Annotated in this window: 13 protein-coding genes and 1 tRNA gene; 4 read left to right on the top strand and 10 right to left on the bottom strand. The window is 61.9% G+C overall.

The window, feature by feature from the left end; genetic code table 11:
• Positions 1–87: 87 nt before the first annotated feature.
• From EJA72_RS06790 to EJA72_RS06780, 3 genes are all read right to left on the bottom strand, one after another.
• Positions 88–1,140: a 3-keto-5-aminohexanoate cleavage protein gene (locus EJA72_RS06790; protein ID WP_157710722.1), complete on the bottom strand. Its 1,053-nt coding sequence runs from the start codon at positions 1,138–1,140 to the stop codon at positions 88–90.
• Positions 1,141–1,227: 87 nt separating this feature from the next.
• Complete coding sequence (locus EJA72_RS06785; protein WP_157710721.1) at positions 1,228–2,076, bottom strand: TauD/TfdA family dioxygenase; 849 nt, start codon at positions 2,074–2,076, stop codon at positions 1,228–1,230.
• 12 nt (positions 2,077–2,088) lie between these two features.
• A complete protein-coding gene (locus EJA72_RS06780) occupies positions 2,089–3,069 on the bottom strand; it encodes a quinone oxidoreductase (RefSeq protein WP_157710720.1) in 981 nt (326 codons plus the stop codon).
• A gap of 200 nt (positions 3,070–3,269) precedes the next feature.
• Between EJA72_RS06780 and EJA72_RS06775 the strand changes: the two genes are divergently transcribed.
• The 4 genes from EJA72_RS06775 to EJA72_RS06760 all read left to right on the top strand — a co-directional run bounded on the left by EJA72_RS06775 (position 3,270) and on the right by EJA72_RS06760 (position 9,418).
• The gene (locus EJA72_RS06775; RefSeq protein WP_157710826.1) at positions 3,270–4,808 is read left to right on the top strand and encodes an efflux transporter outer membrane subunit; all 1,539 of its coding nucleotides are present in this window, start codon (positions 3,270–3,272) and stop codon (positions 4,806–4,808) included.
• Positions 4,801–5,940, top strand: coding sequence for an HlyD family secretion protein (locus tag EJA72_RS06770; protein ID WP_157710719.1), 1,140 nt, complete (start codon positions 4,801–4,803; stop codon positions 5,938–5,940). Before EJA72_RS06775 ends, EJA72_RS06770 begins: the two co-directional genes overlap by 8 nt.
• Positions 5,930–6,955 (top strand): DUF2955 domain-containing protein, encoded by a 1,026-nt coding sequence (locus EJA72_RS06765; protein WP_157710718.1) that lies wholly within the window; start codon positions 5,930–5,932, stop codon positions 6,953–6,955. Before EJA72_RS06770 ends, EJA72_RS06765 begins: the two co-directional genes overlap by 11 nt.
• Before the next feature lie 75 nt (positions 6,956–7,030).
• Complete coding sequence (locus EJA72_RS06760; protein ID WP_157710825.1) at positions 7,031–9,418, top strand: DUF3772 domain-containing protein; 2,388 nt, start codon at positions 7,031–7,033, stop codon at positions 9,416–9,418.
• 110 nt (positions 9,419–9,528) lie between these two features.
• Here EJA72_RS06760 and EJA72_RS06755 read toward each other — a convergent pair.
• The 7 genes from EJA72_RS06755 to fdnG form a co-directional block, all read right to left on the bottom strand.
• Positions 9,529–9,624 (bottom strand) — tRNA-Sec (locus EJA72_RS06755).
• Between the two features lie 6 nt (positions 9,625–9,630).
• A complete protein-coding gene (gene selB, locus EJA72_RS06750) occupies positions 9,631–11,538 on the bottom strand; it encodes a selenocysteine-specific translation elongation factor (RefSeq protein ID WP_178129122.1) in 1,908 nt (635 codons plus the stop codon).
• A complete protein-coding gene (gene selA / locus EJA72_RS06745) occupies positions 11,535–12,965 on the bottom strand; it encodes an L-seryl-tRNA(Sec) selenium transferase (RefSeq protein ID WP_157710717.1) in 1,431 nt (476 codons plus the stop codon). The genes selB and selA overlap by 4 nt, the downstream gene beginning before the upstream one ends.
• Positions 12,966–13,198: 233 nt before the next feature.
• Complete coding sequence (gene fdhE, locus EJA72_RS06740; protein ID WP_157710716.1) at positions 13,199–14,125, bottom strand: formate dehydrogenase accessory protein FdhE; 927 nt, start codon at positions 14,123–14,125, stop codon at positions 13,199–13,201.
• Positions 14,126–14,129: 4 nt separating this feature from the next.
• Positions 14,130–14,783: a formate dehydrogenase subunit gamma gene (locus EJA72_RS06735; RefSeq protein ID WP_157710715.1), complete on the bottom strand. Its 654-nt coding sequence runs from the start codon at positions 14,781–14,783 to the stop codon at positions 14,130–14,132.
• The gene (gene fdxH / locus EJA72_RS06730; RefSeq protein WP_157710714.1) at positions 14,780–15,715 is read right to left on the bottom strand and encodes a formate dehydrogenase subunit beta; all 936 of its coding nucleotides are present in this window, start codon (positions 15,713–15,715) and stop codon (positions 14,780–14,782) included. Before fdxH ends, EJA72_RS06735 begins: the two co-directional genes overlap by 4 nt.
• A complete protein-coding gene (gene fdnG, locus EJA72_RS06725) occupies positions 15,716–18,781 on the bottom strand; it encodes a formate dehydrogenase-N subunit alpha (RefSeq protein WP_157710713.1) in 3,066 nt (1,021 codons plus the stop codon).
• Positions 18,782–19,008 lie beyond the last annotated feature (227 nt).

Raw genomic sequence — 19,008 nt, 5'->3', positions numbered from 1 at the left:
GCCTCCTCGGAACTTTATTTTTGTTGTTATCGAGCTTTATGTAGAGCAGCGAGCGAGAGGCCAGCGGCCTCCCGCCCCAACGGCCGGTCAGCCGCGTTGCGGTACACCTTTTTGACCCGGTTTGCGGTTGGGCGACATGCCGTTGGCCAACAGGGTTTCTTCGATACTCTGGTACTGCACACCGATACGATAGATCTCGCGGGCTTCTTTGCCGGTGGCGATTTCACGACCCAGTTCATGGGCGATGCGCACGGTCTGCTGAATCTGCGCCACCGAGCTGAAACGGTCGCCCTTGTGATCAATGATAGTGTCTTCATTGCCCACGCGCGGGTGCATGCCCATGGCCATCGACATGGTGTTGAACGGCATGACGTTTTTCAGCAGCGATTCGGAAGTCAGGGTGCAACCGTCCGGCGCGCGGTGGATGAAGTTGAAGAAGTTGAACGGGTTCGGGCCGTCGAAACCGCCGCCGATACCAATCCAGGTCAGGTTCAACGGCCCCATGTACAGGCCCTTGCGCACCAGGCGTTCCAGGGTTTCCATGGCATGCATGCCGGTCAGCTGGAAATGCGGCTGGATGCCGTTGTCCATCAGGCGCTTGAGGTGCTCGATGACCCAGGCCGGGCCGGCCGGTACGGTCATTTCACTGTAGGCGGCCTGAATAGCCGGGTTGGCCAGGGACGTGCCTTCCAGGTATTCCGGGTACAGCAATTCCATGATGTTCATCTGGGTGGTGTTGATCGCCACCGTGACCTGATCCGGTTTTGGCGTCAGCTCGGCCAGCATGTGGCGCGTGTCGTCGGACAGCCACTTGGCCGCCTCGCCATCGCTTTCAGGGGCGAAGGAAATCGAACCGCCGACCTGGATGATCATGTCTGGCACGGCTTCGCGTACGCCGGCGATCAGTTCGTTGAACTTGGACAGGCGCTTGGAGCCCTTGCCGTCCAGTTCACGCACGTGAAGGTGCAACACGGTCGCGCCTGCTTCGTAGCAATCGACCGCTTTCTGGACTTGCTCGTCCATGGTCAGCGGGATGTCTTCGGGGAAGTCTTCAGGCATCCATTCCGGGCCGTACGGGGCCACGGTAATGACCACCTTTTCCATGTTTTCCGGGTGCAGGGAATCGTCGAAGAATTGCATGGTTTACTCCAGTTCTTATGATTGTCCCGCCCACCCGGAGTCGTGCCGGGCAGGCGTGTTTACGAGAGCGAATGCAGAAGGGGTGAATCAGTACGTCTTGTCGCCAATGATCCCGGCGCGTTCCATCTTGCGATGACACGGCGGGTAGTCCATGACGGCGTAATGCTGGGTGCTGCGGTTGTCCCAGATCGCGATGCTGTTGGGCTGCCAGCGCCAGCGCACCTGGTATTCCGGGATGTACGCCTGGCTGATCAGGTAACGCAGCAGTTCGCCGGCACCCGGGTTGGCGTCCTGGCCGAAACGGACCCGTTCAGGGGTGTGGTAGTTACTGAAGTGCGTGGTGAAGGCATTGACGAACAGCACCTTCTCGCCGGTTTCCGGGTGGGTGCGCACCACCGGGTGCTCGGCATCCGGGTACAGGGCCTTCAGCCCCAGGCGTTTTTCGATCGGCATGGCCGCACCGAAACTCGCCTCGATGCTGTGCCGGGCGCGCAGCTCGGCGATCTTCACTTTCACGTCATCCGGCAAACCTTCGTAGGCTGCGACCATGTTCGCCCACATGGTGTCGCCCCCCACGGGAGGGCATTCCACGCAGCGCAGCACACAGCCCATCGGCGGCGCTTCGCGCCAGGTGGCATCGGTGTGCCAGGCGTTCTCATAGCGGTCCATTGGCTGGTCTGGTCGCTTGTAGATGCGCACCAGGCCCGGATGGTCGGGATCGCTGCCGGCCACCGGGTGATCCTCCAGCTCGCCGAAGCGCCGGGCAAAGGCCACGTGCTCGGCGCGAGTGATGTCCTGATTGCGCAAGAACACCACGCGATGGGTGAGCAACTGAGCACGAATCTCGGCAAAAAGACCGTCGTCATGGACCGCGTCGGCGAGGTTGACGCCGATCAGTTCCGCGCCGATGTTGCTGGTCAATTGTTCGACTTTCATGACCGGACTCCCTTAAATGACGAAAATCGACGAGCCGGTGGTCTTGCGCGATTCCAGGTCACGGTGGGCCTGTACCGCATCCTGCAACGCGTAATGCTGGTTGATCTCGATCTTGATCCGACCGCTACCGACGTGGTCGAACAGTTCGCCTGCCAGCGCGGCTTTTTCCGCCGGGTCGGCGATGTAGTCAGCCAGGGCCGGACGGGTCAGGAACAGCGAGCCCTTCATCGCCAGCATGACCGGATCGAACGCCGGGATCGGGCCGGAGGCCGTGCCCACGCAAACCATCAGGCCACGTCGTTTCAGCGAGTCCAGCGACCCCATGAAGGTATTTTTGCCGACGCTGTCGAACACCACGTTGACGCCGACGCCATCCGTCAGCTCGCGGACACGCTGGGCAACGTCTTCATGGCTGTAATTGATGACATGGTCGCAGCCATGGGCCTGGGCGATCTCACCCTTAGCCTCGGTCGACACGGTGCCGATGACCGTCAAGCCCAGCAGCTTGGCCCATTGCGAAACGATCAGGCCCACACCACCGGCGGCGGCATGCAGCAAGATGCTGTCGCCGGCCTTGAAATCATAAATGCGCCGCATCAGGTACGACGACGTCAGGCCGCGCATGGTCATGGCAGCGGCGGTCTCGAAACTGATGGTTTCCGGCAGCTTGATCAGCGGCGCAGCGGCAATCAGGCGCTCGGTGCTGTAGGCACCCAGGGTGTTGAGAAAACCGGTGTAGGTGACGCGATCACCCACTTGCACGTTGGTCACGCCTTCGCCGATAGCCTGGACCACACCGGAGGCCTCAACCCCCATGCCATTGGGCATCGGAATCGGGTAAGTGCCGTTGCGAAAGTAGGTGTCGGCATAATTGAGGCCGACGGCCACGTGACGAAGACGAACCTGGCCCGGACCCGGCTCGCCGACGTCGACCTCTTCGTAACGAAGCACTTCGGGACCACCGGTTTCATAGAAGCGAACGGCTCTGGCCATGTTTTCTTATTCTCCACTCTGCAATATGGGCGAGTTGCGTCGAATTGCGCTGATTGGACTGTAGGTCGCGGGCCTATTGATCGCTTCTCATCAGACGACAATGGCTTTTCATTTCATGACAAAGTTGCTGATGCGCGCGGGCGTCTATGCTCCCACTGATCATCCTCAGTGGATTGCCAGTGATGCATGCATGCTTCGCCCTGTTGATTCGCTCGGGCCCCCTGTTGCTGCTTGGCCTACTCGGCCTCAGCGGCTGCGTGCGGCTGGGCCCGGACTTCCAGCCCCCCGGCGAAGAATGGGTCGCGCATTGGGACTCCCCTGCCCTTGAGCAATCCAGCCAGCGGGGCGAGAGCCCGGACATCCGCCAGTGGTGGCATGTGTTTGCCGACCCCGTGCTCGACCGCCTGATCGCAGAATCGGATGCGCACAATTCCAGCCTGAAAATCGCCGGCCTGCGCCTGATGGAAGCCCGGGCGCAACTGGGCATTGCCCAGGCCGGGCTTTACCCGCAACTGCAACAAGCCAGCGCCGACAGTTTGTACGTCAACCGCCGGCAATCCGGTGGGGCCAACCCGCAGGACAGCCATTTCTGGCAGTACAGCGCGGGCTTTGACGTCGCTTGGGAACTGGATTTCTGGGGCCGTTTCAGCCGTGCCATCGAGTCGTCCGATGCCAGTTACTTCGCGGCCCAGGCCAACTATGAAGACGTGCTCGTCCTGCTGCGGGCGCAGGTGGCCGATACCTATTTTTCGTTGCGCACCCTTGAAGCCCGCCTCCAGGTCGCACGGGAAAACGCCAACCAGCAGAAACGCAGCTTCGAGATCACCGAAAAGCTCTTCCGCAGCGGCCAGAGCGCCGAACTCGACCTGCAACAAGCCAAGACGCAGTACCTGGGCACGTTGAGCACCATCCCCAACCTCGAAGACCAGTTTTTGCGCACCCGCAATGCCTTGGCCGTATTGATCGGCCAGCCCCCCGGCGCGTTGCCGCAACTGGCGGAGAATGCCGGGTTGATCCCGCTGGTCGACCGCGCCGTGCTGCAAGACGTGCCGGCCAGTTTGCTGTTGCGTCGACCGGATGTGCGCGCCGCCGAGTTGAATGTCGCCGCACAGTCGGCGCTGATCGGCGTCGCCGAAAGCGATTTCTATCCATCGCTGACCTTGCTGGGCAGCATCGTCTGGTCGGCCGACACCCTGAACGGCACGTCCCGGAGCCTGGACCTGATCGGTGGCCCCAGCCTGCGCTGGAACCTGTTCGACCATGGCCAGATCAGCAACAACGTGCGCGTGCAGGATGCGCGATTGCAGCAGCTGATCGAGGCCTATCGTGACAAGGTTCGCCAGGCTGCCCGGGAAGCGGATGACGCGGCCAGCGGCCTGATCAAATCCCTTGAACGCGAACGCATCCTGCGTGAGGCCGAAATCGCCGCCAAGCGTTCGCTGGTGCTGGCCAACACGCAATACCGCGAAGGCTATTCAGATTTCCAGCGAGTGCTGGACGCGCAGAGTGCATTGCTCGATCAACAGGACAACTACCTGATTGCCCGCAGCAATGCGGTGAGCAATGTGATTGCCTTGTACCGGGCCCTGGGCGGCGGATGGTACAGCGCCTTGCCGAAAGTCGATCCGGCCACCCGCCAGCAAATGGAAAAACGCACGGACTGGGGCGATTTACTGAAGGAACCTGAAGCTGCGCCACCCGCCTACCCTATTCCCGACAAGGTAAACGCCCATGAGTGAAGCCGCGCAGCCCTCCGCCAATGCGCCCGCCTCCCCACCGCCTGCGCCGGCCGCCGACCCGTCGAAAAAAGGCGTCAAGTGGGTGGTGTTGCTGATTGTCCTCAGCCTGGCCTGGTACGTGTTGGCCGACCGATTCACGCCCTATACCCAGCAGGCTCGAGTGGGTGCGTTTGTCATTCCGGTCGCATCCGAAGTGGCAGGCCGGGTGACCCGGGTCAACGTGCGCAACAACCAGGACGTCAAGGCCGGCGACGTCCTGTTTGAAGTGGACCCGCAGCCCTATCAGATTGCCGTCGACCGGGCACGGGCAGACCTTGAATCGACCCGTCGGCAGATCGGCGCCAGTACCGCCGGCATCGCCTCGGCGCAAGCCAACCTGCGAGCGGCGCAAGCCAACGAGCTCAAGACTCGGCAGGACAATCAACGGCTTGAAGGCTTGTACCGCGAAGACCCGGGCACCGTTTCCGTGCGCCTGCTGGAAGTCTCGCGGGCCAACCGCGAACAGGCGGCCAGCAAGGTGGCCGCCGCCATTGCCGAAGTGCAGCGGGCGCGCGAACAGGAAGGCGGCAGCAACGAAGACAACGCGTCCCTGCGCAGCGCGGCCACGGCGCTGGCCAAGGCCGAACTGGACCTGAGCAATGCGCAGATTCGTGCCCGTTCGGCGGGGCTGATCACCGATCTGCGCACCGACGTCGGCCAGTTCGCCGCCGCCGGCAGCCCGGTCATGACCCTGATCGCCATTCACGATGTGTGGATCAGCGCGGACATGACCGAGAACAACCTGGGGCGGGTCGACGTCGGCACGCCGGTGCGGATTGTGCTCGACGCGTTGCCGGGCGAGGTGTTCGAAGGCCGGGTGCGCAGCGTCGGTTATGGCGTCAGCGTCGGCCAACCCACCGCACCCGGCAGCCTGCCCACCGTGCAGAACAGCCGCGACTGGCTGCGCCCGGCCCAGCGCTTTCCGGTGATCATCGAATTTTCCGAGGACGCCAGACGCGTGCTACGGGACAGCACCGCCGTGCGTGCCGGCGGGCAAGCCGAAGTCATGGCCTTCCCGACCCAGGGCAATCCGTTGAATGTGCTGGGCCGACTGTTCCTCGGGTTCATGAGCTGGTTGTCCTATGCCTATTGAGCGAAACCCCCGGGCGCAACGCGCATTGCGCTTGGCCACTGGTACGGCGGTGTGCCTCGCGGTCAGCTTCGGGCTGGCGTTTCCGATCCCGTTTCTGGCGCCGGTGCTGTGCGTGTTGCTGCTCGCGAGCCTGAATCGGCCGCTGCCCTTCAAGGCCGGGCTGGTGCTCGCCGTGGCCGCGATGTTGACCACGGGCGTCGGTCTGTTGTTGATTGCCATCTTGCGTTATTACCCGGTCAGCGGCGTCCTGCTGATCGGCGTCTGTCTGTTCCTGGCCTTCCGTTTTGGGCTGAGCGGCGGCAATACCTTGATCGTCACGTTCCTGGTGATCGGCCTGACCATGATTTCCTCGGCGGGCGTGGCCGATTTCGATCTGGCGCTGACGGTCATCGGCGCGCTGGTCAAAGGCTTGCTGCTCGCCGTCCTGATCGTGGCCTTCAGTCATTGGCTTTTTCCAGAACCGGTCAACGCTCCATCGCCACCGAAAGCCCCGACCTTGCCGGTCGATGAAGTCGCCCGGGTGGCGCTGCGTGCAACCCTGATCGTGTTACCCACGTTTTTGCTGGCGCTGATTGACCCGGCCAGTTATCTGCCGATCATTCTCAAGGCCGTCACCCTTGGCCAGCAATCCTCGACCACCACCGCCCGCACCGCCGGGCGCGAATTGGTCGGTTCGACGCTGCTCGGCGGCCTGCTGGCGATCGTGTTCTGGAGCGCCCTCAGCCTGTTTGTGCACGTGTGGATGTTCTTCCTGTGGATGCTGCTGTTCGGCCTGGTGCTGGCGCGCAAGCTGTACGCCTTGAGCCCGACCCGCTTCGGCCCCGGGCTCTGGCTCAATACCCTGATCACACTGATTATCCTGCTGGGCCAGTCAGTGCAGGACAGCGCGGCGGGCAAGGATGTCTACACCGCGTTTGCGGTGCGCATGGGGTTGTTCGTCGCCGTGACGTTGTACGCCTGCCTGATGGTTCATCTGCTCGATCAGCGGCAAACCGGTGAAGCTCGAGAGCAATAGGCCATGCAGCACATTTTTTCGCACCGATACACACCATGGCCTAACCTCAATGGCTAAAGCCGCTGGGTCATGCCAATGCGTCCTGCACTGAAATTCATCCTGCTGTTCGTGATCGCACTGTCGGGGGCGAGCTTCGGTGCGCTGCCGGCAGTCGGGGCTGCCTCGGCCATCTCCTCGCAGGGCACTTCGTCTTTTGCCGTGTCACAAAGTGACCTGCAAGGCCTGCAAATCAGGCTCGACCAGATCAAACAACAGGTTTCGCTGGCCAATAACCTCACCCAGATGGTCGGCCTGCAAGATTCCCTGCAGTTGTTTATCAATGATGTGGACCTCCTGCAGTCATCGCTACTGCCGGAACATAAACAACTGCAAGCCCAACTCGATGTGCTGGGTCCAGTACTGCCCGCCGAAGTCGTGTCGGAAAAATCGGAAATCGCGACACAAAGAGAGTCCCTGTCCCGACAGAAAAGTACCGTCGATGCCAACTTGAAGACCCTGGCGACACTCAGGCGAAATGCGGCCGACCTGATCATCCAAATTGCGGGGATTCGGCGCAGCCTTCTGGAATCTGAAGTCACATTGCGCAGCGGCAGCATTCTGGCCCCGGTGTTCTGGGCGCCGTTGTTCAACCCCCCATTGGAAGACCGCCAGCGACTGCGCGACTTTATCGAGCAGGCCAGCAGCGCGATCAAGGTCGCATGGCAACCGGGACAGCGTTTGTATGGGGTTGTACTGATCTTGCTCGCGCTGGCGATCTGGACCTGGGGCCGACGTATTGCAGAACGGGTGTTTACCTGGTTTTGCATCCATCGCATGCCTGAAGGGCGTTTGCGTCGAAGCACGCTGGCATTGGCGTCTGCGGCGGCCACCGTATTGACGACCGCTTTTGCGATACACCTGCTGTTTTATGCACTGACGCGTCAGGTGCCTTTGACGCCCATGATTCAGAACTTCGCCGACGAGTTCGAAAAAGTCATTTATACCTGTGTGCTGATCACCGGGTTGAGTCGGGCGTTGTTGTCGACTCAACATCCTTCGTGGCGCCTGCCGTCGATTGCCGACCCCGTCGCCCTGGCGATGAAACCCTTTCCCCGTTTTCTGGCCTTCGCGCTATTGCTGCTGGTGGGATCGGCGCAAGTCACCAATGTCACCGGCATGAGCAGCGAAACCATACTGTTCAGCCGGGGTGTCATTGCGCTGGTGGTCACCCTGATTTTCGCCGCGTTATTCCGCCGCGTCAGCAAAGCCCGGAGAGCCGTGGCGGCGACCGGTGAGGCCCCCGAGTCGAGAACGACCCTGGCGGGCCTGATCTATTCTCTGGCCAGCCTTGCGATCGTTGTATCAATGGCTGCGCTGTTGATCGGTTATGTCTCCCTGGCACGGTTCATCACCTATGAGCTGGTATGGGTTTACATCATCCTGTCCGGTTTCTACTTGCTCATTCAGTTGTACAAAGATGGCTGCGAGCATCTGTTTTCACCCAAGAGTTCCAGCGGCAAGGGGTTCAAGCAGTTGCTGGGGATCGGCGATGAGCGCCTTGAGCAAGTGTCGGTCGTTTTATCCGGGGTGGGTCGCGCGACTTTATTGCTGCTCGCCATCATTTCGATGTTTGTCGGCGGCGTCGGCACCACGCTCGGGCAACTGGTGACCCAGACCTTCGCCATTCTCGGCGGCGATGGCTTGCGCAAGTTGAACATCATCCCGGGGCACTTGCTGAACGCCGTGCTGGCATTGTTGATTGGCATCTACCTGATTCGATCGCTGCGCCGATGGCTGGATAACGAATTCCTGCCGAAAACCAATATGGACCCCGGGATGATTGCGTCCCTCAGCACACTCTTCGCCAATATCGGCTATGCCTTGGTGATTTTACTGACGCTGTCTTCGATGGGGATCAAGTGGACGAACCTGGCGTGGATCGTCAGTGCCTTGTCGGTGGGGATCGGTTTCGGCTTGCAGGAGATTGTCAAAAACTTCGTCTCGGGGCTGATTTTGCTGACAGAGCGCCCGGTCAAGGTTGGCGACCTGATCAGCATCAGCGGGGTTGAGGGTGATATTCGGCGCATCAACGTCAGGGCCACGGAAATTCAGCTCAGCGACCGCTCGATCGTCATCGTGCCGAACTCACAACTTATTTCGCAGAACCTGCGCAACGTGACCATGGGCGGCAGTGCGCAAGGGGTGGCGACACTTGAACTGGTGTTCCCGCTGGACATCGACCCCGAGCAAGTGAAAAGCCTGTTGCACGACACCTATTGCGAACATGAAACCATCCTCGACAAACCTGCGCCTTACGTCCGCTTCAGCAAACTCAACTCCGACGGCATCACCTTGACGGTCACCGGTTACGTCGACAGCCCGAGAATCGTCGGCAAGACCAAAAGCGATCTGTTGTTCGAGATTCTCAAGCGCCTGGGGGCGGCGGGGATTGAACTGGCGAAGCCGGTTTCGCCTGCAACATAGAATCTCCCACAGGTGTCAAGGGTGCTCACAAATGTCGTGCCCACCACCGCCCCCTGTAGGAGTGAGCCTGCTCGCGATGGCGTCGGATCAACCACCGCGGATGTTGAAAATGGCGGAAGGCAGCCGGAGTCGAACCTGCCCGGGAACGGATGCCGTCCCCAACCGGGTTTGAAGCCCGGCCGCGCCACCGGGCGCGATTGCCTTCCTTGAAATCAGTGCCCTTCTTCTCGGGCCAATGCATTGTCGTAGCGAATCTGGCGCTGGTCGCCCACCCGCCGGGTCAAGCCGAGCCGGTCGAAGTATTCGAGGATCTGAATACTGCGCTTGCGCCCCAACCCCACCGCGTCGCGAAAGTCCGCCACCTGAATCACCGGGTTTTGCCCCGCCAGTTGCAACAGCATAGCCGCCAACCGATGGATCATCGCCTCGGTGTAAAACAGGTCGCGCACCACCTGATGCAGCAACCCCAACCGCGCCATTTTGCGCAACAGCAATCGCACCACCGCCTCGTCATGCCCCAGCGCACGCACCCACGGCGGATCGAAACCCGCCTCATCGAACAACGGCTGCAATTGTTGCCAAAGCGCTTCGTCCTCAGCGCTCAAGCGCACCTGATGCTCCGGCAAATGCAGCCAGGGTCCGCTGGCCACGATGACTCCGCTGGCCAGCAATTCGTCGAGCAAACGGATGAATGTCGGGCGATCCAGCGCGGTCCCGGTGAATCGTCGCAGGCGATCCCGGTCCGGGCCCATTTGATCCGGTTCCAGCTGATGAAATCGCGCGAGGTCCTCCAGCACTGGCGCTTTCAGGGACTCCCAGCGCACCGCACTGAACAACAGCGGCCCTTGGCGGGTGTCAATCAGGCGCACATCCGGCGGTAGGGCCCAAGTGATGCGCGGGCGATTGAACTGGCGCTCAAGCTGTCGGGGATCGAGTCCGCTTTCGCTACTGGCCAGCAGCGCCGGCAGTGCGGCCTCCAGACTGTCCGTCGCCGCCAAAGCCTGTAGCTGCGCCAATCGTTCGGGGCTTCGTCGCTGTCGGGTCGGCGCAAACGGATCGAGTACCCGGCCACCGCCGAGGGTTCGCTGTGCGCTTTGATCACGAAGAATCAGCGGATCGCCCTTCACGGCGTGTATCGGCGAATTCAGCAGCAACTGAGCGAACATCCGCCCACCCGGCGCGAGGCTGGCGCCCTCCAGCAATGCCACTCGGCCAACGACGTCCTGAGTGCCGAGGTGCACGTGCACCGGTTGAAAATGCTCGAACGCCTTGGGCTCGCTGGTCAGTAAATGCATCTCGATGTCCAGCCGTTGCGTCGGCGCATACAGCCATTCAGCCAGCAACCAATGCCCTCGGTGAATCTGCTCGAGGGCCAGGCGTTCGGCGCTCAGGTTGAGCGCCACGCGCTGCCCGGCCATTGCCATTTCGGCGGACTGATTCTGCGCATGCAAACCGCGTACACGCACCGGTTTGCCCTGCGGGCCGAGCAGCAGCGTATCGCCCACCGCCACCTGCCCCGACAGCGCGGTGCCGGTGACCACGATGCCGGCACCGGCCACACTGAAAGCGCGGTCAATCCCCAGCCGGAAACCACCACCGCTGTTGCGTTGCAGGACCTTTTTTTGTGCGTCGAGCAATGCCTGGCGCAACGTCTCCACGCCCTCGCCCGTCACGCTCGACAACGCGATCTGCGGTGCGCCGGCATAGGGGCCCGGCGCGAGCAATGCTTCGATTTGCGCCCGGACATCTTGCACACGGGCGGATTCGACGCGATCGCATTTGCTGATCGCGATCAGCGCCTGGGGAATGCCCAGCAGTTCGACAATCGCCAGGTGTTCCCGGGTCTGTGGCATGACGCCGTCGTCGGCCGCCACCACCAGCAACATCAGATCTATACCCTGCGCCCCGGCCAGCATGTTGTGGGTGAAACGCTCGTGACCGGGTACGTCGATGAATCCGGTCAGGACCGCACCCGGCTCCAGCGCCGCGTAGAGATAACCGAGGTCGATGGTCATTCCGCGCTCGCGCTCTTCGCGACGACGATCCCCCGCCTGGCCGGTCAGCGCCTGGAGCAACGCGGTTTTGCCATGGTCGATGTGCCCCGCAGTGCCGACGATCACGCGTCCTGACCCTGCGGTTTCAGTTGATCGAGTTGCGCCAGCCACGCGGCTTCATCGTCCAGTTGCCGCATGTCCAGCCACAGGGCGTCGTCGTCAATGCGACCGAGCACCGGAATATCGAGCCGGCGAAAAGCCGCTTCCAGCCCCAGCAACCGCCGACCGCGCAGGCGCTTGCTGGCGTCGGGGCGCAAGCACAATGCCGCACTGGGCAGTCGCGCCACCGGCTGGCTGCCGCTGCCGATCATGCCCAGCGCCGGCACCGCGCTGACGTTCCAGCCCTCGCCCAACATACGCGCCAATGAAGGCTGCAGGCGTTCGGCCTGGGCCAGCATGTCGGCCCGGGATCGGGTGAGCAGGCGCAAACTCGGCAAGCGTTCGGCCAGCCGTTCAGGGTCGCGATACAAGCCCAGCACCGCTTCCAGCGCGGCCAGGGTCAATTTGTCGACCCGCAGCGCACGCTTGAGCGGGTTCTTCTTGATCCGTGCGATCAACTCCTTGCGGCCGACGATCAGCCCGGCTTGCGGACCACCGAGCAACTTGTCGCCACTGAACGTGACGATGTCCGCGCCGTCCAGCAACGCCTGGCGCACCGTCGGTTCGGCGGGCAACCCCCAGCGGGTCAAATCAAGCAGGCTGCCGCTGCCGAGGTCTTCGAGCAACGGCAAGCCGTGGCGGTGTGCCAGTTGCGCCAGTTCGATGGTCGGCACCCGGGCGGTGAAGCCTTCGATGCTGTAGTTGCTGGCGTGAACGCGCATCACCAGGCCACTGCGTGGGCCGATGGCCGCTTCGTAGTCCTTGGCGTGGGTGCGATTGGTGGTGCCGACTTCGTGGAGCTTCACCCCGGCCCGGGCCATGATGTCGGGAATGCGGAACGCGCCACCGATCTCGATCAGCTCGCCCCGGGAGATGATGCCTTCCTTGCGCGCGCCCAGACTGTTGAGTGTCAGCAGCACGGCGGCCGCGTTGTTGTTGACGACGGTTACCGCTTCGGCGCCGGTCAGTTCGCGGATCAGGCCCTCGATCAAGTCGTCGCGGTCACCGCGCTTGCCGCTGTGCAGGTCGAACTCCAGATTGAGCGGGTAACGCGCGGCCAGTTGCACCGCCTCGATCGCTTCCTCCGGCAACAAGGCGCGCCCCAGGTTGGTGTGCAACACGGTGCCGGTGAGGTTGAACACGCGCCGGATGTGACTGCGATGCTGGATGGCCAGACGCTCGCCCGCCCTGCCCGCCAGGACTTCGGGCGTCACTTCGACGGCTTGGAGATGGCCCGCACGCAGCGGTTCGCGCAGGTCATCGAGCAATTGCCGCAGACTGGCCAGCAGCGCTTCGCGGCCAAAACGCGAGGCCAACGGCTGGCACGCCGGATGGCGCAGCAAGCTGTCGATAGAGGGCAAACGCAAGGGTTGGCTGGCGGGTGACGAGGGCATCAGGGGATTCCCGAAAACGGCTGACCGCCTGAGTGTAGCCGCTGGGTCTTACTGTAGGAGCGAGCTTGCTCGCGAAGGTGTGTCAGGCAGATTTGTGTCGACTGACACACCATCGCGAGCAGGCTCGCTCCTACAGGGGTCCGTGGCGGACACGACACTGGTGAACGCATTGAACACCTGTAGGAGCGAGCCTGCTCGCGATGGCAATTCATCAAACGCCGCAAAACGCTGATTCAGTCACCTCCGGGAGCAAACAACAGATTCGGCGCCGGCCGCTGGTAGCCTTCCTGATCGAGGCGCATGTCCAGCATCAGACTGGTCAGGTCGGTCGACAGCGCTTCGGCGTCGGCGTCATTTTCCAGATAGAGCAGCTTGAGGTAACTGTTACAGCCCGGACAGACCTCTGCGCGCAACGGCGCTTGATTGGCGGCGTGCCGATCATCATCGAGGCTGAGGTATTCCAACCCTTTGCTCTGCTCGCAATACACGCACTTGACCCGTACCACATGCCACTCGCAGGCGCACAGCGAACACACCAGATACCGCAAACCGTTGAACTTTCCGCGATGGCGAATCACCCCGGCCATGGCCGGCGAACCACAGGCCGGGCATTGGTGGAGGCTGTCACCGGGTTTCAGCACCAGGTCGGGCATGTCCAGCAGCCAGTGGCTCCAGGCTGCTTGCAACGCCGCGCCGAGAAACGGCACCACGGCGGCCGGCAGCAGTGAATACTGGCCGCTGATCAACGCAATCGCCCAGGCTTTACGCTGGCCGCTGTCGGCATGGCGCAACATCGCGGCGGCTTTCGCCACCCCGGAATCCGGCTGCGGCGGGTAATGCTCGAGCAGAGCATCGAGGTACGCCAACCAATGATGTTCACGCACCAGGGTGTCAGCGGACAGCGGCGGCAAGCCGTGTTGCTGGCACACACGTAAACGCTCGGGGTCGAGTGGTGTTGTCAGCGATGGATCGTCCATCAGGCGCTGCTGGATGTGACACAGCTGCGCCACCAGCCGCAGGTAATCGGCCAATGGATGACCGGCCGCCAGCTGTTCCAGGCGTAACGCCCGCAACGCAAACAGGTTACGCGGTGGCAGGTACAGGAACTGCGGTGAACTCGCCGCCGCTTCAATTTCGTCCGGTTCAAGAATCGTCGCCAAATGCTTATCCTTTTTTGCTGATCGGCCGCTCGGGCGTGTCGTCGCGCGTCACTTCGCGGTACCACAGTTCATGGTGTTTCTTTGCCCACGCGCGACTGACCCAGCCATGCAGCATCGCGCTGACCGAGCCCTTGATCCAGATGCCAGCATAGATGTGCACGATGATACTCAGCACCAGCACAAACCCGGCCAACGCGTGCAGCAGCATCGCCCAGCGAATGGCGGTGATGCCGAAATAAGCACTGAAATAGGCGCGCCAAATCACCAGACCCGTAAACAACAGCGCCAACATGCAGGCCAGCAGGGTCCAGAACAGCAGCTTCTGCCCCGGGTTGTACTTGCCGATCGGCGGCACGCCCTCCTCTTCGTTTTTGATCACCCGCCCGACGCGCCGCAGCCACAAACCGTCGTTATGGATAAAGAAGTTAGCCTGCCAGAAGCGGATCACCAGACCGAGGAACAGCACAAACATCAGCACACCCATGAACGGATGCAGGATGCGCGTCCATGGCCCGCCGCCGAACAGATTGCTCAGCCAGAACAGCGCGGGATGAAACAGCGCCAACCCGGACAGAGCGGCCATGAAAAACAGAATCGCCACCAGCCAGTGATTGGTGCGCTGGTTGGCGGTGTAGCGAAGGATCTGCTTGCGGATCATGGTCTGTTCTCCCCGCGCGGATCGAAGGTGTGCACCGAGGGATCGACCTCATGCACCGCCTGATCCTTGAGCGGCGGCAGTTCGTCTTCCTCAACCACCTGCGGCCCGATGCGCACGTAGTGGAAGAACCCGGCCAGCACCGCCAGGCCCATGGCCAGCAATCCCAGGGGTTTACTCACCCCTTTCCACAATTCCACCAGCGGGCTGATCGACGGATTATTGGGCAAACCGGCGTACAGCACCGGCGTGTCCGCATGGTGCAACACGTACATGACGTGCGTGCCGCCAACACCTTCCGGGTCGTACAGGCCGGCGTTGTCGAAGCCACGGCTTTTCAGGTCGACGATACGCTCGGCGGCGTGTTCCTTCATGTCTTCCTTGGTGCCGAAAACGATGGCGCCGGTCGGGCAGGTCTTCACGCAGGCTGGCTCCAGCCCCACCGCGACGCGGTCCGAACACAGCGTGCATTTGTAGGCCTTGTGGTCCTTTTGCGAAATGCGCGGGATGTTGAACGGGCAGCCAGTGATGCAATAACCGCAGCCGATGCAATGGTCCTGGTCGAAATCGACGATACCGTTCGCGTGCTTGATGATCGCGCCCGGGCTCGGGCACGCCGCCAGGCAACCGGGTTCGGCGCAATGCATGCAGCCGTCCTTGCGGATCAGCCATTCAAGGTTGCCGGCATCGTTTTCATGCTCGGTGAAGCGCATCAAGGTCCAGGTTTCGGCGCTCAGGTCCTGAGGGTTGTCGTAGGTGCCGAGGTTGTGGCCGACCTCGTCGCGCAGTTCGTTCCATTCCGAACAAGCGACCTGGCAGGCCTTGCAACCGATGCATTTGGTGGTGTCGATCAGCTTCGCGACTTCCTCCTGATGCCGCGCTGAAGACGGGACGGTCGTGGTGGCCGAACGGGCAATGATGTCTTGGCTGGCCATTTAGACTTTCTCCACATTGACCAGGAATGACTTGGATTCCGGGGTCTGAGAATTGCCATCGCCGAGGAACGGCACCAGGGTGTTGGTGAGATAGCCGTGGCGCGTGAGCCCGGTAAAGCCCCAGTGCAACGGAATACCGATGTGGTGCACCACCTGGCCATTGACCTGCAACGGACGAATCCGCTTGGTCACCACGGCCACCGCTTCGATGTACCCGCGCTTGCTGCTGACCCGGACCTTGTCGCCAGCCACGATGCCCTTTTCCTTCGCCAGCACTTCGCCGATCTCGACAAACTGCTCGGGCTGGGCAATCGCATTGAGCTTGCAATGCTTGCTCCAGAAGTGGAAATGCTCGGTCAGCCGATAACTCGTCGCGGCATAGGGATAATCCTTGGCCACGCCGAGGGTGTCCCACACCGAATCGAAGATCCGGGCCGCCGGGTTGCTGGTGGCTTTCTTGTTGTCCGGGTGCAACGGGTTGATGCCAATCGGCGTCTCGAACGGCTCGTAGTGCTCGGGGAATGGCCCTTCGTTCATCTTGTCGACGGCGAAGAACCGCGCCACGCCTTCGGGGTTCATGATGAACGGATTCATTCCGGCCTCCGGCGGTGAATCGACCTTGAAGTCCGGCACATCGGTGCCGGCCCAGGCCCTGCCGCTCCACCACACCAGCCGTTTGTTGTCGGCCCATGGCTTGCCTTGCGGGTCGGCGGACGCGCGGTTGTAGAGAATCCGCCGGTTCATCGGCCAGGCCCAGGCCCAGCCCAGATGTTGCTTCATGCCGAACGGGTCGCTGTTGTCGCGGCGCGCCATCTGGTTGCCCGCCTCGGTCCAGCTGCCACAGAAAATCCAGCAGCCGGAAGCGGTACTGCCGTCGTCCTTGAGCTGGGCGAAACCGGCCAGTTGCGAGTTGCCCTTGATCGCCGCGCCCGTGGCGTCGGTGAAATCGGTGGTGGCGTTGCCGTTGATTTCCTTGGCCAGCTCTTCCGGCGACGGCTCGTCAGGCATTTTGTAGGGCCACGACAACTTGAGGATCGGGTCGGGATAGGCCCCGCCATTGGCCTGATAACGCTGGCGCAGGCGCAGGAACAACTCGCTCATGATCCTGATGTCGGTCTGGGCTTGTCCCGGCCCGTCGGCGCCTTTCCAGTGCCATTGCAGCCAGCGGCTGCTGTTGACCAGCGAGCCGTCCTCTTCGGCGAAGCAGGTGGTGGGCAGGCGGATCACTTCGGTCTGGATATTGGCGCTGGTCACGTCGTTGTACGGCCCGACGTTTTTCCAGAACTCCGACGTTTCGGTGGACAGGGGGTCCATGACCACCAGCCATCTGAGCTTGGCCAGCGCCGCCATCACCCGGTTTTTGTCCGGCAACGCGGCAATCGGGTTGAAGCCCTGGCACATGTAGCCGTTGACCTTGCCCTGCCCCATCAGGTCGAACATTTTCAGGATGTCGTAGTTGGGGATGTCGAGCTTGGGCAGGTAGTCGTAGGCCCAGTGGTTCTCGGCGGTGGCGTTGGCGCCGTACCAGGACTTCATCAGGCTGACGTGGAATTTGCTGTAGTTCTGCCAATACGACAATTGCCCCGGCCGCAGTGGTTTTTGCGTGCGTTTGTTGATGTAGGCGTCATAGTCCTGTTCGGCGTCCACACCGAGCGTCAGGTAACCCGGCAGCGAATTGGAGAGCAGGCCGAGGTCGGTCAGGCCCTGGATGTTGGAGTGCCCGCGCAAGGCGTTGACGCCCCCGCCCGGCATGCCGACGTTGCCCAGCAGCAGTTGCACCATCGCGGCGCTGCGGATGATTTGCGAACCGATTGAATGCTGCGTCCAGCCCAGCGCGTACAGAATCGTCATGGTTTTGCCCGGTTGCGAGCACGTGGCGATTTCGTCCCAGATCTTCTGCATGGCGTCGACCGGCATGCCGCAAATCTGGCTGGCGAGGTCGATGGTGTAGCGGCTGTAATGGGTTTTCATCAGCTGGTAAACGCAGCGCGGGTCCTGCAGGGTCGGGTCGACCTTGGCGAAGCCGTCATCGCCGATTTCATAGCCCCAGCCGGACTTGTCGGTGTAGCTGCGCTTGGCCACGTCATAACCGCTGAAGATCCCGTCTTCGAAACCGAACCCGGCTTTGACGATAAACGACACGTCGGTGTACGCCCGCACGTACTCGTGCTGGATCTTGTCTTCGGTCAGCAGGTAATTGATCAGCCCGCCCATGAAGGCGATGTCTGTGCCGGTGCGGATCGGCGCGTAATAGTCGGCCACCGAGGCGGTCCGGGTAAAACGCGGATCGACCACAATCAGTCGCGCCTTGTTGTGCGCCTTGGCTTCGGTCACCCATTTGAACCCGCACGGGTGCGCTTCTGCTGCGTTGCCGCCCATTACCAGGATCAGGTTCGCGTTGGCGATATCGGTCCAGGTATTGGTCATGGCACCACGGCCGTACGTCGGGGCAAGACTTGCCACCGTCGGACCGTGTCAGACACGCGCCTGGTTATCAAACCCCAGCATGCCCAGGCTGCGAATCACCTTGTGGGTGATGTAGCCCGCTTCGTTGGACGCCGCCGAGGCCGCCAGAAAACCGGTGGTCAGCCAGCGATTCACCGTTTGGCCTTGCGCGTTCTTCTCGATGAAGTTGGCGTCGCGGTCGGCCTTCATCAGGTCGGCCACGCGATCCAGCGCTTCATCCCAAGAAATGCGCGTCCATTCGGTACTGCCCGGCTTGCGCACCTGCGGGTATTGCAGGCGGTTGGGGCTATGGATGAAGTCCAGCAGGCCCGCGCCTTTGGGGCACAGCGTGCCGCGATTGACCGGATGGTCGGCGTCGCCTTCGATGTGGATGATGCTTTGCGCGACGTTCTTGGCCTGATCGCCCTGGCTGTACATGATCAAGCCGCACCCGACCGAGCAATACGGGCAGGTGTTGCGGGTTTCATGGGTGTGGGCGAGTTTGAAATGACGCACTTGCTCGGCGAAGGCCTGCGCCGGGAGCATGCCCAGCGCCCCAAGGCTCGAGCCCGCAAGGCCGATGCCGGCGACCTTGAAGAATTGACGACGGTTGAGGTCCATCGTGCACTCCTGATCAGGTGAAACCCGGTACTTTTGCCGGGTTTCTTTGGGCAAACACGGTCGCGGCAGCGTGGCTGCCGACACTTCAAACTTTAGTCAACGCAGCGTCGCCCCGTATGAAAACCGACCGTCGGCGGTATCAGCGTCTACACACAAAACCTGTAGGAGCGAGCCTGCTCGCGATGGAGTGTCAGCGAAGGTGATGTCGACTGACACACCATCGCGAG

It is taken from the genome of Pseudomonas sp. PB120, assembly GCF_009761815.1.
Classification (GTDB): Bacteria; Pseudomonadota; Gammaproteobacteria; order Pseudomonadales; family Pseudomonadaceae; genus Aquipseudomonas.
Note: the sequence above shows the minus strand (reverse complement) of the source record. Positions and strands in the feature narration are given on the sequence as shown.

Excerpts from the sequence above, each read along its gene's own strand:
- EJA72_RS06735 (WP_157710715.1), bottom strand. The coding sequence starts at position 14,783 with ATGATCCGCAAGCAGATCCTTCGCTACACCGCCAACCAGCGCACCAAT.
- EJA72_RS06765 (WP_157710718.1), top strand. The coding sequence starts at position 5,930 with ATGCCTATTGAGCGAAACCCCCGGGCGCAACGCGCATTGCGCTTGGCC.
- fdxH (WP_157710714.1), bottom strand. The coding sequence starts at position 15,715 with ATGGCCAGCCAAGACATCATTGCCCGTTCGGCCACCACGACCGTCCCG.
- EJA72_RS06760 (WP_157710825.1), top strand. The coding sequence starts at position 7,031 with ATGCGTCCTGCACTGAAATTCATCCTGCTGTTCGTGATCGCACTGTCG.
- selA (WP_157710717.1), bottom strand. The coding sequence starts at position 12,965 with ATGCCCTCGTCACCCGCCAGCCAACCCTTGCGTTTGCCCTCTATCGAC.
- EJA72_RS06790 (WP_157710722.1), bottom strand. The coding sequence starts at position 1,140 with ATGCAATTCTTCGACGATTCCCTGCACCCGGAAAACATGGAAAAGGTG.
- EJA72_RS06785 (WP_157710721.1), bottom strand. The coding sequence starts at position 2,076 with ATGAAAGTCGAACAATTGACCAGCAACATCGGCGCGGAACTGATCGGC.
- EJA72_RS06780 (WP_157710720.1), bottom strand. The coding sequence starts at position 3,069 with ATGGCCAGAGCCGTTCGCTTCTATGAAACCGGTGGTCCCGAAGTGCTT.
- EJA72_RS06770 (WP_157710719.1), top strand. The coding sequence starts at position 4,801 with ATGAGTGAAGCCGCGCAGCCCTCCGCCAATGCGCCCGCCTCCCCACCG.